At 46.5% G+C, this 16,614-nt stretch carries 7 protein-coding genes; all 7 read left to right on the forward strand.

What is annotated here, in order from left to right; all coding sequences use genetic code 11:
* Nucleotides 1-645: 645 nt before the first annotated feature.
* The 7 genes from SBL51_RS15330 (at nt 646) to SBL51_RS15360 (ending at nt 16,606) form a co-directional block, all read left to right on the forward strand.
* A complete protein-coding gene (locus SBL51_RS15330) occupies nt 646-858 on the forward strand; it encodes a helix-turn-helix domain-containing protein (RefSeq protein ID WP_317931937.1) in 213 nt (70 codons plus the stop codon).
* Between the two features lie 70 nt (nt 859-928).
* Nucleotides 929-1,969: a DNA cytosine methyltransferase gene (locus SBL51_RS15335; protein WP_317931938.1), complete on the forward strand. Its 1,041-nt coding sequence runs from the start codon at nt 929-931 to the stop codon at nt 1,967-1,969.
* Nucleotides 1,970-1,986: 17 nt separating this feature from the next.
* Nucleotides 1,987-5,124: a DISARM system SNF2-like helicase DrmD gene (drmD, locus tag SBL51_RS15340; RefSeq protein ID WP_317931939.1), complete on the forward strand. Its 3,138-nt coding sequence runs from the start codon at nt 1,987-1,989 to the stop codon at nt 5,122-5,124.
* Between the two features lie 14 nt (nt 5,125-5,138).
* A complete protein-coding gene (locus tag SBL51_RS15345) occupies nt 5,139-9,164 on the forward strand; it encodes an Eco57I restriction-modification methylase domain-containing protein (protein WP_317932077.1) in 4,026 nt (1,341 codons plus the stop codon).
* A 1-nt stretch (nt 9,165) separates the two neighbouring features.
* Nucleotides 9,166-10,389, forward strand: a complete 1,224-nt coding sequence (locus SBL51_RS15350; RefSeq protein WP_317931941.1) for a restriction endonuclease — start codon at nt 9,166-9,168, stop codon at nt 10,387-10,389.
* Between the two features lie 8 nt (nt 10,390-10,397).
* On the forward strand, nt 10,398-14,900 hold the full coding sequence (drmA, locus tag SBL51_RS15355) for a DISARM system helicase DrmA (RefSeq protein WP_317931942.1): 4,503 nt from the start codon (nt 10,398-10,400) through the stop codon (nt 14,898-14,900).
* A 17-nt stretch (nt 14,901-14,917) separates the two neighbouring features.
* Entirely contained in the window at nt 14,918-16,606 is a 1,689-nt protein-coding gene (locus tag SBL51_RS15360) for an NERD domain-containing protein (protein ID WP_317931943.1), read from the forward strand.
* The last annotated feature ends 8 nt before the right edge of the window (nt 16,607-16,614 follow it).

The following is a 16,614-nucleotide window of genomic DNA, read 5'->3' on the forward strand; positions in this document are numbered from 1 at the left end:
CAGTGCAAAAATCGAACAAATCTGCGGGCTAGGCCCCAGAGACGCTGGTGATAAAGGGCGACCGCAAGATGTGTATGTACTACGTTCATACCATCTTGGCAGGGAGATCACTGCCGTTCTCCCGTGCACCCTCTGGGCCGCTCTAAGCTTCCCTTGGTTCCTATCGGAACACTGCGATCAGGCAAGAGCTGGTGTGGTGCTTTCACGGCATCGAGCCATTCCAGCACCAGCAAACGATTGGCCGTTTGATCACCACTTGGGGAGCCTCCGAGCTACCCCAAGACCCCATGGCAAGGTGGAGATTTCAGTTCTCCCCCCTTTGATCCCCCATCGACCACTGGGCATTTCATAGCCCCTTGGAACCCTAGACCAACCGTGCGCCGATTGGATGCCGTGAGCGTTTCGCCGCTCAACCCCGACCCCTGTTTCGCCAGTGGATGACGACCAAGGGAAGCCCTTGGATGCTATAGCAGACAGTTCAATCCTATCCAAATTCCCTATCTATCACCTTGCTAATCAGGCTTTATTGGGCTAAACCATTTCAATTCCTATATAATCCGTCTAATTCATATTTACATCATGCATATCATGTGTAACTTATGTCGGATGTTGCTGGCTTGACCTGAATAAAGAGGAAACCAAGACATGCCTAATCGGTGGCTATCCGTTGAGGAAATCAGTGAATACCTGGGCGTGAGTAAAGACACTATCTACGCGTGGAGAAGCAAAAAGGGATTGCCCGCCCACCGAATAGGTCGCTTTTGGAAGTTCAAAACCGATGAGGTCGATGAATGGGTTCGCTCTGGCCAAGCCGCCGAGCCTGATCCAGAAGATGTCGTAGATGACAAAAGGAATTGATAGGAGAGCGTGAGTTCACTATTTAGGGAATGGGTTAAATTTTGAGTGCTTTTGTGGAGATTGTTGAAATATGACGATGGCTTGTATTGATTTGTTTTGTGGGGCTGGTGGTTTGACGCATGGTTTCGTTAAGGAAGGCCTGCCAGTGGCTGCGGGAATTGATATTGATGATGCTTGTAGATATCCCTATGAACAAAACAACGAGTCTGTATTTCTACAAAAAGACGTGAGTGAAGTTTCAGCGGAAGATTTAGAACAATTTTTTGGCGACGCCAAAATCAGAATACTTGCGGGCTGTGCGCCCTGCCAACCTTTCTCAACTTACTCTCAACGATACGATCTGAATAGAAATGAGCGGTGGGGGCTACTATACGAATTTGCCCGTTTGGCGGAGGAAACTCTGCCGGAAATCATCACAATGGAAAATGTACCCAGCGTACAAAAACATGAAGTTTTCCCTGATTTCGTTCTGCATTTGGAGAATCTGGGGTATCACGTCTGGTATCAAGTTGTAGACAGCACACACTATGGTGTTCCGCAGACCAGGAAAAGGATGGTGCTCTTAGCTTCCTTGTATGGCCCTATAGAATTGATAGAAAGAACACACAAGAAGCCAAAGACGGTCAAACAGGCAATAGGTCGTTTGAAACCCATTGCTGCTGGTGAAAACGCACCTAGGGACAGACTCCACGTTTCAGCCACATTAAGTGATATCAATTTGAAACGCATCAAGTCATCTAAGCCTGGGGGCACTTGGCGTGATTGGCCCAAACACCTTATTGCAGATTGCCATAAGGAGAGTTCTGGCAAAACTTATCCCAGTGTCTACGGGCGGATGGAGTGGGATAAGCCTGCACCAACTATGACTACTCAATGCTATGGCTATGGTAATGGGCGTTTCGGCCACCCCGAACAAGATCGAGCTATCTCGTTACGTGAGGCCGCAGTCATACAGGGATTTCCTAGAAACTACAAATTCGTAGAAAAAGGAGGCCCGGTTGAATTTAGAACGTTAGGTAGATTGATCGGAAATGCCGTTCCTGTTGGTTTAGGACAGGCTATTGCCAAGAGCATCAAGGCACACCTGGAAGCACAGGGTTTGATCGAATAATTATGTGAGGAAGCCAAGTGGCTGATGGAATGACGAATGTAGCCAGAGAAACATTTTCTACTCCACCTGAGCCGGGGCAACTGGTAGAGGTGCGCCGCCGACAATGGATTGTGGCCGATATTCAGCGCTCTCAATCCATATCTAATTTCACGAATAAACAACATTACGTCACATTATCATCGATTGATGAGGATGGTTTGGGCGAAGAATTGGAAGTCGTTTGGGAAATAGAACCAGGCGCTCACGTCATAGAACGTAAAGGACTTCCTTCCATCACGGGCTTTGATGCGCCTGAACGACTTGACGCATTCCTCGACGCAGTTCGCTGGGGTGCTGCAACCAACGCCGATCGAGGTTTCCTCCAGGCTCCCTTTAGAAGCGGAGTTAGTATCGAAGATTTCCAGCTTGATCCACTTGTGAGAGCAATAGACTTGGCTCGCGCCAACCTACTTATTGCTGATGACGTTGGTCTTGGTAAAACCATTGAAGCCGGATTGGTGATACAGGAACTACTGCTGCGGCATCGAGCACGGAGTGTCTTGGTCGTTTGTCCAGCGTCACTGCAAGAAAAGTGGCGTGTTGAGATGCTCGAAAAGTTCGGTTTGGAATTCAAAATCGTCGACACCGATTTCGTCAAGCGATTACGCCGAGAGCGAGGCATCCACGCAAATCCTTGGACTTCTTTTCCTCGTCTTATCGCATCCATGGACTGGATGAAAAGTGGTGAAGCGCTGCGTCTCATTCGAGATATTTTGCCCGTTCACCCAACATATCCACGAAAGTTCGACATTCTCGTCGTGGATGAGGCGCATAATATCGCACCCTCGGGTTCGGGAAAGTATGCGATCGAAAGCCAACGCACGAAGCTTATCAGAACACTATCACCTCACTTTCAGCATCGCCTGTTCCTAACTGCAACTCCCCATAATGGCTATACGGAGTCCTTTACGTCCTTACTTGAGCTATTGGACGATCAACGTTTTGCGCGAACGGTATTGCCAGATGAGGCGCAGCTTTCACAAGTAATGATCAGGCGGCTAAAAACAGATTTAGTAGACAAGGATGGAAACCGCCTGTATCCGACGCGGAGTTTGCAAGCTCTCAAGATTGATTACACGGAAGGCGAACGAGAAATTCACAGGTTGTTGGAAGCCTACGCGACTTCGAGATTGAGTTCGGCTGAAACCGGACAGGCAGAATTCGGTACTAAATTTATCAATAACTTGCTAAAGAAACGGCTGTTTTCGTCACCCGCTGCCTTTGCATCGACTTTGGAAAAACATGTAGAAAGCATTCATTCTGGTCACCAGAAGAAAAAAGATGCTATCGACGATAGGATATTGAGGAAGGTCATAGCAAAATCCCAGGAGGACTATGCGGATGATCGTACATACGAAGAAGCACAAACTGAAGCAGTTGAAGAGGCAAGTCGCCGAGTTCCACCTCTGACGGAAGAGCAAAGAAATATACTTGTGCCAATGCGCGAATGGGCGCAGGCATACATGAATCGCGTCGATAGCAAAGCCCAGGCGTTGATCGACTGGATCGAAACTCATCTGAAAAGTAACGACGAATGGAATGACAAGCGCGTCATTTTATTTACCGAGTATAGAACGACGCTCGACTGGATTCAGAGAATATTAGCTACACATGGCTATGGTGGTGATCGACTATCCATACTGCACGGGGGTGTTGATCACCAGGATCGTGAACGGATCAAAGCATCTTTCCAAGCCCACCCGCAGCAATCACCCATTCGAATTTTGTTGGCAACCGATGCGGCGTCTGAAGGTATCGACCTTCAAAATCACTGTAATTACCTTATTCATTTAGAAATACCATACAACCCTAATGTCATGGAGCAGCGAAATGGTCGTATTGACCGTCATGGACAACGTGAGAAAGAGGTTTTCATTTGGCATCCTGTAGATGCGGATACATCCAAGGGCGCTGTTGGTGGACATGCTGATGACATTCTAAGAGCGCTGAGAAAGATTGATTCAATGCGTCAGGACTTGGGGAGTGTAAATGCTCTGATAGAGCCGCAAATCTCTCAAGTCTTGGAAGGAACAAGAAGCAATCTCGAAACGAAAGCCGCAGAGAAGCAGATGGAATCTGCCAAGCGTTACATGCGAGCTGATGCCCGAATGCGTGAACGCATCGAAAGATTGCACACCCGTTTGATAGAAACCCAAACAGACTTCCATTTGACGCCCGATCGTATCCAAGCCGCAGTCGAAACGGCGCTTCAACTTGCTGAGAAGCCAGCGTTGAAGCCAGTCGAATTATCTGATGCGCGACCAGGCACAGTATTTGAAATGCCGCCATTGTCAGGTTCTTGGGCAAGATGTGCGGAAGGGTTGGAACATCCGCATACCCATGAAATACGCCCGATTACATTTGATCATGACGTTGCCAAAGGCCGGGATGATGTTGTCTTAGTACATATGAATCATCGCTTGATTCAAATGTGCTTGCGGTTGCTTCGTGCCGAGGTGTGGGCTCAAGAAGACGTAAAGAAGCTGCACAGAGTTACGATCAAAACTTTGCCAGAGGGTCAACTTGAAAGCCCTGCAATCATTGTCCTGTCTCGTTTGGTTATTACTGGCGGTAATCATCATAGGCTTCACGAAGAATTGATTGAAGCAGGAGGATTCCTTGGAGAGAAATCATTCAGACGTGAAACGCGTGTCAATGAAGTCAGACGTTGGATGGAAGAATCTACGACATGCAATATCAGTGATGCAACCGAACAAGCATTGAGAACAAGGTTCGATCGATATTTGGAGTCCGTGCAGTCGGCAGTCTCTAACCGTGCAAAAGAGCGACTCAAAAATCTGGTTAATACTCTGAATACTCAAAAAGATAAAGAGATCAAAAATATCAACGAAGTCCTGGATGAACTCGAACGAACCATTCTTAACGAATTATCCGAGGATAGGTCTCCTGAACAGATGGAATTGTTTAGCGATACAGAGCGTACTCAGCTAAAGCGTGATATTCAGGCCTTGGAATCCAGATTAGCTCGTATTCCAGAAGAGCGCAGTTGCGAAATAGAATCCATTGAAAAACGTTTTAGCGATCCAAGCGAACATACCTTCCCAGTTGCCGTGGTCGTTCTGGTTCCTTCTAACTTGGTTGAAGGTAAGGAGTAGCGACTTTGTATCAAATGAAATTGCATGGCGAATGGTTATCTTTACTGGATATTTCTGGCCCATTCCTTGCCGAACCTATACTTGAATCCCATTTCCCCCAGGGTTTGGATCAGCTCGATCCAATAAAAAAGAAAAGAATACGCCAGGCTTATGAGGAATGGCGCGATGCCAAGGATAACGATGACCCACTAATGGCCGAGCTTCACAAAGCTTGGATTGATCTTGTTCTCAAGCAAGGCCTCGAGCTGGACGAAGACGACAATGAAGATGTTTTGAAGCCCGCTTCAAAGGTTAACGAAATTAAGTATGAAGCTTTGGAGCATGGTGTAGTTATCAGGCCTACCTATGCTGTAGTTGCTGGAGATGATAAACCACCCAGCATGTTAGTCGAAGTTTTGTCTCCAGAAATAGACCTAGAGGCAGTTAACAAACAAGATGGCTGGTCTGCAAGCTCAGCCGAGCGGATGCTTCAACTATGCCGAGCCAATAAGGTGCGCTTGGGGCTTCTAACCAACGGTGAGCAATGGATGCTGATCGATGCCCCCGAAGGTGGTGTTACAACCTACGCAAGTTGGTATGCTCGGATTTGGTCGCAAGAGCCTATAACGCTTCAAGCCTTCGTCACTCTTTTGAGTATTCGCCGTTTCTTCCTGGATGAAAGCCAGCAACTACCAGCCTTAATTGATGAATCCCTAAAACATCAAGACGAAGTAACGGACGCTTTAGGTGATCAAGTTCGACGCGCAGTCGAAGTATTGGTACAAGCGCTAGACAAAGCCGATCAGGATCGTGATCGCGAATTGCTGAAAGATGTCGAGCCCTTTGAATTATATGAGGCTGGATTGACGGTGATGATGCGGCTTGTATTTCTGCTCAGTGCTGAGGAGCGTGCTTTATTGCCAGTCGACTCTCTGACTTATGAATCCTATTACGCCGTTTCCACACTTCGTATGCAATTGAGGGATCAGGCAGGTATACACTCTGAGGAAATACTTTCGCACAGGCGCGATGCATGGTCTCGCTTGTTGGCCATCTTTCGGGCTGTCTACGGCGGCGTCGACCACGAAACGCTAAGCATGCCTGCTTTGGGAGGATCACTCTTTGATCCCGATCGCTTCCCATTTCTTGAAGGCAGAGAAAAAGGCTCCAATTGGCGTTGTGACCCTGCCAGACCACTGCCAATCGATAATCGTACCGTTCTGCTTTTGTTGGATGCGATCCAGCTATTCCAAGGTAGAACGCTTTCCTATCGTGCATTGGATATCGAACAAATTGGTTACGTCTACGAGGGCTTGCTTGAGCGCACGGTTGTTCGGGCAAAAGATATCACACTGGAACTGGATGCCACCAAAAAGTCCAAGCAGCCTTGGGTAACTTGGGGAGAGCTGGAAGATACAAGATTGAATGGTGATAAAGCCGTTGAAGAATTGTTGGTTGAGCGCACGGGCAGCTCCGCTTCGAGGATCAAGAATGACCTGAAGAAACCAGTAACCGATGCTCAAAAAGAGCGGTTACTGACGGTCTGCCAGGGTGATCAAACGCTGCGTGATCGTTTGGCCCCTTATCATCACCTGCTACGCATTGATCCTTGGGAATATCCACTGATATACCCAAAGGGTGCTTTCATGGTTGCGACAGGAACTGAGCGCCGTGAAACAGGAACGCACTACACGCCAAAATCACTGACGGAAAGTATCGTCGAAACGATTCTTGAACCTGTGGCCTATGTCGGCCCAGCTGAAGGCAAGCCCCGTAATGAGTGGCAGCTGAAGTCATCGGCTGAGTTGCTAGAACTAAAAATTTGCGATCCGGCCATGGGTTCCGGGGCATTTCTCGTTCAGGTTTGCCGCTGGCTGTCTGAACGTTTGGTCGAAGCGTGGGGGAGCGAAACTGGGCATGGTAAATTCATCACCGTTGATGGTGAAGCACTGGATTCTGCAGGTGGTTCAGAGCCGATGTCGTCCTCGCTGGACGAACGTTTGTTGATTGCCCGTCGTCTCGTAGCTGAAAAATGTCTTTATGGTGTTGACCTCAATCCGTTGGCCGTTGAACTGGCGAAGCTTTCCATCTGGCTAATCACACTGGCGAAAGGCAGACCTTTTGGATTCCTTGATCATAACCTGCGCTCCGGCGACAGTCTGCTTGGGCTGCACAAACTAGAACAGTTGACGAGGTTTTCGCTGCATCCGGAAGAGAAGCACACCGCTTCCATCTTCGCTTCCAATATTGAATCAGCGGTCAATGACACATTGTTGCTCCGCAAACAGCTCCGAGAAATCCCGATTCGGGATATTCGGGACGTTGAACACATGGCACAACTGGATCAGCAAGCCCGACAGAAAATTGAACAAATGGAACACATAGCGGATGCCATGATCGGCGAGGCCTTAGCTGCCGGCGGCAATCAGCGAACCATGGATGCTTCCATGGACAACCTTTCCTCATGGGCTGCTGCCTATATTGAGGGTGACAATGAAACTGGGTGGAAGATTATTACTGAGGCGAGAAAGTCATTGAGTAGAGATCTTCCAGCAGGAAAGTCACCCCGGAAGCCCTTTCATTGGGTATTGGAGTTTCCGGAGGTGTTCGAACGAGGTGGGTTCGATGGTATTGTTGGGAATCCGCCCTTTTTAGGAGGAAAACGCATAGGAACTGTGCTTGGAGAAAGTTACCAATTTGGTATTAAATCTCTTTTTGATAACACAAAAGGAGCCGCTGATCTCAGCGCATTTTTCTTCAGAAAAGCATGCTTGTTGTCTGGAAGTGAGAGCTGCTTTTGCTTTATTTCAACCAATACAATTGCTCAAGGTGATACCAGAAAAGTTGGTTTGGAATACATGATAAAGAACGAAAACTGCACGGTTTTCAATGCCAAAAATTCAACCCCGTGGCCTGGAAAAGCTGGTGTCCACATAAGCGTTGTTGCACTTAAAAAAGGAAGGTGGGATGGGGAAATTTATCTAGATGGTAATACGGTAGCCAATATATCCAGCTCTTTAGAGGAAGAAACTGATTTTAATGTATTTACTCTTGCAGAAAACAAAGGAGGTATCGCTGAAGGAATAAAAATACATGGCAATGGATTTCTAGTTGATGAAAGTGAATACAATAATCTCGTAAAGATCAATCCAAATAATAGTTCAATATTGCAGCTCTATTTGGGGGGAGAGGATATAACTGATAACCCTTCTCAGAGAACGGTAAGATATGCAATCAATTTTGGGAATTTTGATAAAGAGCAGGCAGAAGGTTTCCCAGAGCTTTTTGACATTGTGACAAATCGAGTAAAACCATATCGAGATGGATTAAAGGGCCAAATTCATGAAAAAAGGTATTGGATATTCTGGGATAGAAGAGAGGCTTTCTTTGATCAGTTAGATAAATCAAAAAGAATACTTGTCTGTTCAGGAATTGCGAAATATCTAGCTCTTGAATTTGTTCAGTCAGATGCAGTGCTTTCGCAAAGGTTAAAAGTTTTCAAGTTTCAAGATTACACGCATTTCAGTGTGCTGCAATCAAACTTGCACGAATCATGGATTAGGAGGAACAGTTCTACTTTGGAAACTCGATTGAGTTATTCAAATAGGGATGCTTTTGCGACGTTTCCATTTTGCAGCTATTCCACCCTCCTCGAAGAGGTAGGAAGATCATACTACGAATGCAGAAGGGAAATGATGTTGAAATATAATGAAGGTTTAACATCAACATACAATCGTTTTCACAATTATGAAGATAGTTCAGCAAACGTGGATAAATTTAGAGATTTACATGTTCAAATGGACACTTCTGTAGCGGCCGCCTATGGCTGGGATGATTTAGACCTTGGTCATCGATTCCATGAAACAAAACAAGGTATTCGTTTTACCATTTCCGAGGAGGCTCGACGTGAGGTCCTGCGGCGCCTGCTCAAGCTAAATAATGAACGCTATGATGAAGAGGTCGCCCAAGGGCTGCACCACAAAAAGAAGAAGTCGACTACCCGCAAAACGAAAACATGCTCGGCCAAAGACGACCGAAGTTTAAATTTGTTCGGAGATTAACTTGAAAATATTTCCGTACGATCAACTCCCAAACGCCGATCTCGTAATAGATGCGATTTACGAAAGCACGCATGATGGACAGCTTTCTGGTGAGGCGCTGAACGCCTTGCTTCCTGGCGTAGGAAATCAAGGCGGGTTTCGTCCGGCAGGCAGAGGTGAAGATAAAAACCTAGTTGTGCTTTTTACTACTGGTGAAGATAAAGATTGGCCAGATACCCTGGACCTTAATACTGGTCAGTTTGTTTATTATGGTGACAATAAAACGCCTGGGCATGAGTTGCATGATACGCGAAAAGGTGGGAACAAAATATTAAAACGTGCGTTTGACCTTTTACATTCAGATATTGATATGCGAGAACAAATCCCTCCGTTCTTGATATTCAAAAAATACCCGACAAAAGATGGTGCAAGGTCCGTTCAATTTAAAGGTCTGGCCGTACCAGGCTTTATGGGGATGTCTCCATCGGAAGACTTAGTGGCTGTTTGGAAGACTTCAAATGGCCAGCGTTTTCAAAACTACCGAGCTGTTTTCACTGTTTTAAATGCGCCCACAATTGAACGGTCTTGGTTGACAGCAATTTTGTCTGGTAAGGCTATGCCTGAGAATGAGCCTTATGCTTTCAAGGTTTGGAAAAATAATGGTCATTATCAACCTCTCCAAAGTGAACCTACAACTGTAATTCGCACTGAGCAGGAGCAAATACCTGACACGCAACTCAAATCCGAAATTCTTGATGCAATCTGGAAGCATTTCGACCACGAAGAAGATTCCGAAAAAAGACGCCGTGCGCATGTGTTTGAACATTTTGCAGCAAGGGTATTTCAAATGTTAGATGGTCGAGTGCTCATTGATGAAGTCACCCGTGGCGCTATTGATGGCGGAAGGGATGCTTACGGGCGCTACATTCTTGGGGTTCTTTCTGATCCTGTATATGCAGAGTTTTCGATTGAAGCTAAATGTTATAGACCCGTTGCCAAAGACAGGCCAGGTAATCGTGTGGGGGTTAAAGAAGTTTCTCGGCTTATATCACGAATACGTCACAGAGAATTTGGCGTCTTAGTAACGACTAGCGTTATTCATAAGCAGGCTTACCAGGAAGTTCGAGAGGACCAGCATCCAATAGTTTTTATTTGTGGTAAAGATATAGCAGAGATTTTTATCAATGCAGGTTTTAATACTATAGAGAGAGTAGTCAATTATTTGGAGCGGGAATTTCCTGTGTAGGATCAAGAATGGATAACGTGAAAAATCGCAATGCTTGGTTAGTCGTTAAGAGTGGAAATTCTGCTGGTAACTCGCAGGTTTACTCGTTGCAACTAACCGGAGAACGCTCTAAATTTCAAGCCGTTCAAGAGGCTGACTGGGTGCTGGTTTTGAATGGTTCGAGTGAAGCCATAGCAGTCGGTCGAGTTTATCGCGTTCGCTCAGTTCTTGAATCTACTACTCTTTACTTCGACAAATACTTTTCCTTCGAAGCGCCAGCGTCATTGGTTAAAGCCAATATTCCTGCTCCGGGCGCACAAATTTCTCGATTACAGTGGACAGACTTTGCAGAAGGCTTGCCAAAGTTAAGTGGTGTAACGCTTGCCGATATCCCACTTGTCGATGATCAAGCCTATATCCGTGAATTGTTACAGCTAGCTGTGATGGATGACCTCTTGGGGCCTGCCAATGGGCCTTACGAAGAAATCATTGATATGAGTGTGCGGGACCGATATCTCGTAGGTAAGCTGGCTCCTCGTGATAGCAATAAGAATGACTGCATAGAAAGTTTAAATGGACCTCTCGCAAACCAAGAGGAAGAAACGCCAGATGAAATTATTGGCGCTTCAGATAAGAATGCCCCCAATCGATTGAGCCACGAACCAGGCGCTGAATTCAATTCCACTACTGGAAAAGTTGAGCCGGAGGCTGATAGCGCAGATGAAATTGATGCAGCAAGCAATCAATCATTGATCCCTTCAAGTATGGGGATCACATTTTGCGTAAGCGGTGATGTCGATGCAATCGAAGTGGAAGCATCTTGGGGCCGATACGAACGATTTTATGATCATGAGCACACCAAGCCCATTAAGCGCAAGATGAGCGCAAATGAAATCGAAGCCTATAAAAATCGGCAAGGTCTCGACAGTGTCGCAAGTGTGGCTTTAGGTTCGAAGAATGCTGCGGGTGAAGAAATGTTCTCGGTTGAATCTGAGGCGAAAACCAAAGTTTGGAAGCGGATTCCTTGTGGTGGCCCCATTGTCTTGCCAATGACTGAAGGAATCATTCCACATCAAGCGCCTGATAAAGCGCACTCAGGCGTGCGTATTCAAGGAAGTATTCGAGCGAAGAACGCCAATGGAGACCGTTTGATAACGCTCTTTCTAGTCAATGCGCAGGAGGAGCCAGAGACAAACAAGGATTCTGCATGGTTGTTCCAACCCGAAATAAAAATTCGCGCACCAAAAGATGCAAAAGACAAGGCGATCTTTAGGCGCAGGCCTTTAGCTCTCGGGGATTCCGACGACGAAGAGCGCAAGTCTCTTGAAATGGTCTATCGCAAGAAGGTCGAGTTCGCAGTTGGTCATGGTGCAGCAGTTCATGCGATTAGCGACAGGCAGAATGTCGAGCAAGCAACCGAAATACGCACGGTCATAATGCCGCAATATGAAGTTCCAGTAACGGAGACGCCAGGATTAAATCCTGACGACCGAAAGGCTATGCAGGAGATGATCGAAAAAGGTTATCTTGATATGCAGAACTTAGCCGAAATGGAGCGCGATGAGCTTGTTTCGGCACTGACGATGCTGGCCGACGACTACGGTGTTTGGATTGGTGAACAACGTAAACGTATCGGAAAAGACGTTGAGGGATACGATCAGGAAGCCAAGGATGCTCTGACTAAGTGCGAGGATATTCAGCGTCGTCTTGAAGAGGGAATTAAGGTTTTGGCCGAAGACGATCATGCTTTGAAGGCTTTCCGAACCGCCAATCTTGCAATGGCCAATCAACGCATTCGCAGTATGTATGCGCTATCTCAACGAAGAAAGCAGGACAAGACGCTGGCAGATTTTCAAGTGCGCAAGAACCGCTCTTGGAGACCGTTTCAGTTGGCCTTCGTGTTGTTGTCGATTCCATCACTTGCTAACCCGCAGCACAAAGATCGAACCAAGCCCATCGAAGCTTACGCTGATTTGTTATGGTTCCCTACAGGTGGTGGTAAGACCGAGGCCTATCTTGGTGTTGCAGCCTTCACCATGTTCATTCGTCGCTTGCAAGGAAATCTAGGTGGCTACGATAGTACGCGAGGCTTGTCTGTGGTTATGCGCTATACCTTGCGCTTATTAACCTTACAGCAGTTTCAACGAGCTACGACTTTGATATGTGCTATGGAGGTGTTGCGTCGTGATGCTCTTGCCAATGGCGATGAGTCATTGGGTAAGGAGCCATTCACTATTGGCCTATGGGTAGGCAACAAAGTAACACCAGGTACGACAGAAGATAGCCATAAAGCGATTCAAGACATTCGAAACCCTGATAAGTGGGATGCGGGGAGTTCTTCACCCGCTCAGCTTACCAGTTGTCCTTGGTGCGGAGGCGAAGTAGCACCTGGACGTGATATAGAAGTAAATAGATTGGCGGGACAAACCACGATCTACTGTGGTGATAAGAAAAGCCATTGTGATTTCTCACGCGGTAAATCCTCTTCCCAGCCCCATCCAGGTATTCCTGTAATGGTGGTAGATGAAGAAATCTATCATCGACCACCAACCATGATGATTGCGACGGTCGATAAGTTCGCAATGATGGCTTGGCGCGGTCAAGTTCGCACGTTGTTCGGTAGAGCTAATAGGGAATGTCCGCGTCATGGGCTACTTTGGCCAGATAGTGATTGCGAAGGCAATCATCGAGCAGCCAAAGGACTCCCTGCAACAAAAGTTCGGTCAATCCTACCGATACGGCCACCTGATCTGATCATACAGGACGAGTTCCATCTTATTAGTGGGCCTCTAGGTACAATGGTCGGTCTATATGAAACGGCAGTAGATGAATTGGCAACGTGGGATTTGGAAGGCTCAAAGGTAAAGCCAAAAATCATTGCGTCCACCGCGACTGTTCGTAAAGCGCCTGAGCAGGTCAATGGTGTTTTCATGCGGAAGGTTTCAGTTTTTCCTCCGCACGGTTTGGATATTGAAGATAACTTCTTCTCGGTGCAGCGACCTATCGAAGAGAAACCTGGTAGGCGTTATCTCGGCGTATGTTCACCGGGTAGTTCACGACCAGCCATGCTAATCCGTGTCTACACGGCTTTCCTGACCGCTTCTCAAGGCCTTTTCGAGCGCTTTGGCAGTGCTGCTGATCCTTATCTAACAACTGTTGGGTACTTCAACTCTCTGCGTGAGCTTGGTGGAATGAAACGTCTTGCAGAGGACGATGTTCAAACTCGATCTTATCGGGTGCAAATGAGTTTGGTTGATCGGCCTGGATTGGCTCAGCGAAGTGTTCAAAACATAAGGGAGCTGACTTCTCGCGTTTCTAATCAGGATATTCCGAAATATTTGGATCAACTGGAAGTTCCGTTTAAAGCCGATTTCGATTCCTCAAAAGGTAAGTTCGTAACCAACTGGCAAGAGGGTGATTCACGGGCTATTGATGTCGTTTTGGCGACGAACATGCTGTCGGTGGGTGTCGACGTAAATCGTCTGGGTTTGATGGCTGTGAATGGTCAGCCAAAGGGAACGGCGGAATATATTCAGGCTACCAGCCGTGTCGGTCGTCAATTTCCCGGTTTGGTGTGCACGGTACTCACGTGGGCTCGGCCAAGAGATTTGTCACACTATGAAACGTTCGAGCATTACCATGCGACATTCTATAAACATGTTGAAGCGCAGTCGGTAACGCCTTTTTCACCGCGAGCCATGGATCGTGGTTTAACTGGTGCCATGATTAGCATCATGCGGTTGGAAAACGATGCTCTAAATCCCAATCCCGGAGCAATGGCAATGAGCAAGGCTGATTGCACTGAGGCGAAATCCTCCACGGATATTATTACCAATAGAGCATGGTGTGTGACAGATCGGTCGGATATCCAAGCGCTTGCTAAATCTGAGTTGAAATCTCGCTTGGATGAATGGTCTAAAAAAGCAGGTGTGGGTGGCCGTATCTTAGGATATGAAAAGCGAGGCCCAAATAAAGACACTATGGCCGCTTTGATCCAGTCCCCAGGTATAAAAGCATGGGATGATTTTACCGTTCCAATGTCCATGCGTGAGGTCGAGCCTGGTGTAAGACTGGTTATGAATACCCGAAAAATCGCAGACGCGCCTAAGTGGAATCCAAGACCAATTAGTGATGATGAAGATTCTGATCAGTCATCCTCAGATGATACCAAGAAGAAATCTCAAGTCTCTTCGGCTCAAAACGTTCCTTTAGCGGATATCGTTGGGGGCAAATATAAGCAAGGTGAAATCATTGATATTGAGATTGATGGACACCCCAAAAAGTTGATTGTCTCGAACTCGAACGTTCAAAAGCCAAAGAAGAATAGCTTTACGGTTTTGTCGATCGCTGGCGTTCAACAAGGGAAGTTCCCAAAAGGCGTGCTTGCCGGAAAGCTAAGCTGGTCGGAGTTGCAGGATGAAAACGGAAAGTCTCTTGTTCGTGTCAAGCTGAGATATCCTGGAGCAAATTCATCTTTCGATTTGACACCTGATGAATGGTCGTCCGTTACTGTTCACGCTCAGGAAGCATAGGATTTGGTGAAATTGATATGGCTAGGTTAGTACCCAGTATTGCGGTAGAAGATATTGAATTAAAGCCTGAGCGAGATGTTGCTTCAGTTCTTATAGATCAGCTTCCGAATAACGTTACCGTTCTTCATAGCTATCCGTGGCTAAGGCCGGATCGCAATGATAGGACTGGAAAGGTGACACTTATCGAAGGCGAGGCTGACTTTTTAATCGTTTGGCCGGAAATGGGCATCCTTGTTATCGAAGTGAAAGGTGGCACTATAAAGTATGACGCTGATACACGAGGATGGTTCCGCGTGCTTGGTCCAAACGACAAGGCAATTACTGACCCATTCGAGCAAGCTCGAAAGAATACACACCAAATCGTGGATTCGATAAGCACCAAAGTTTATGGAGGTCAAAAGCCTCCATTTTCGTTTGGATATGCAGTGATATTTCCTGACTGTATCTATAACGGTGCACTACCGCCTGGAGCGGATTCAGCCATCACTTTATCCTCAAAGGATTTGAAAGGTATATCCGAAAAAATAGCGCGTGCCCTTCGTCAATGGTCTAGGACAGCTACGCCATATGAGTTCAGCAAAGATGAGCTTTCAAAAGTCCAACGCGCAATCCTCCCCGCATTCAACATTCTTCCCGTGCTTTTCAGAACGATCGAAGAACAAGAAGAGAAGCTACTTAGGCTGACCGAAGAACAAATTCGGCTGCTCACCTTTTTGAGTAACAACAAACGAGCTGCTATCGAAGGGGTTGCCGGCTCCGGCAAAACGATGTTGGCAAAACGCCAAGCCGAAATCTTTGCGGAAAGCGGCAAGAAAACATTGTTCGTTTGTTACAACAAGGAACTTGCCACTTGGTTGAAGCAAGGCGTTCACAGTGAGATGAAAGACCTTATTAACGTATATCATTTTCATGGATTATGCGCCCACTTGTGTAAGAAAGCAGGCATCAGATTTTCCCCGCCTGAACATGATAGCGACACCTTTTGGAAGGAAGAAGCGCCGAACCTCCTATGGGAGGCTGTCGAATTCGTAACTGATAGATATGATGCGGTTGTAGTGGATGAAGCACAGGATTTCTACCCTGATTGGTGGCAGCCTCTGGAATTGCTAAATACTGATGAAGAGGACGGGTACTTGTATGTCTTCTACGACCCAGCTCAAAACCTCTTCAACAACGGAAAAGTCTTTATTCCAGCAATGGGCGCGCCTTTTCTCTTGCCAACAAATTGCCGCAATACCAAAAAGATTTCAAACACCTGCTCAACGATACTGGAAAAGGAAATCGCCACGCATCCTCAGGCACCAGAGGGTGTTGCCACAGAATTTATCCTGGATAAGAAACATAAACTTCCTTCGGTGGTAGATTCCATCATTAAAAAGTTGGTTTCGAGCGACAAAATATCCAATTCCCAAGTCGTGATCTTATCTCCATCAAAGTTCATGAATTCTTGTCTGAATGGCCAAAACAAAGTTGGTGGGCAGCCACTGATCTTTGATCCTATGGAGTGGAGAAATGGTGCTGGCATTTTGTTTTCAACCATTCGCTCTTTCAAAGGATTGGAAGCAGATATTGTTATTCTTATTGATGTCGTAAGACCGGGGTCAATTGAAAATTTCAGCAGTTCAGATTTTTATGTGGCTTGTTCTCGGGCAAAGCATTTATTAAAGATTATTTCTAGCGAAGATATTGAGGTATTAAATGTTTGAGGTTCGAT

Origin of the sequence: Halioxenophilus sp. WMMB6, assembly GCF_033283405.1 — a bacterium.
GTDB lineage: Bacteria > Pseudomonadota > Gammaproteobacteria > Pseudomonadales > Cellvibrionaceae > Halioxenophilus.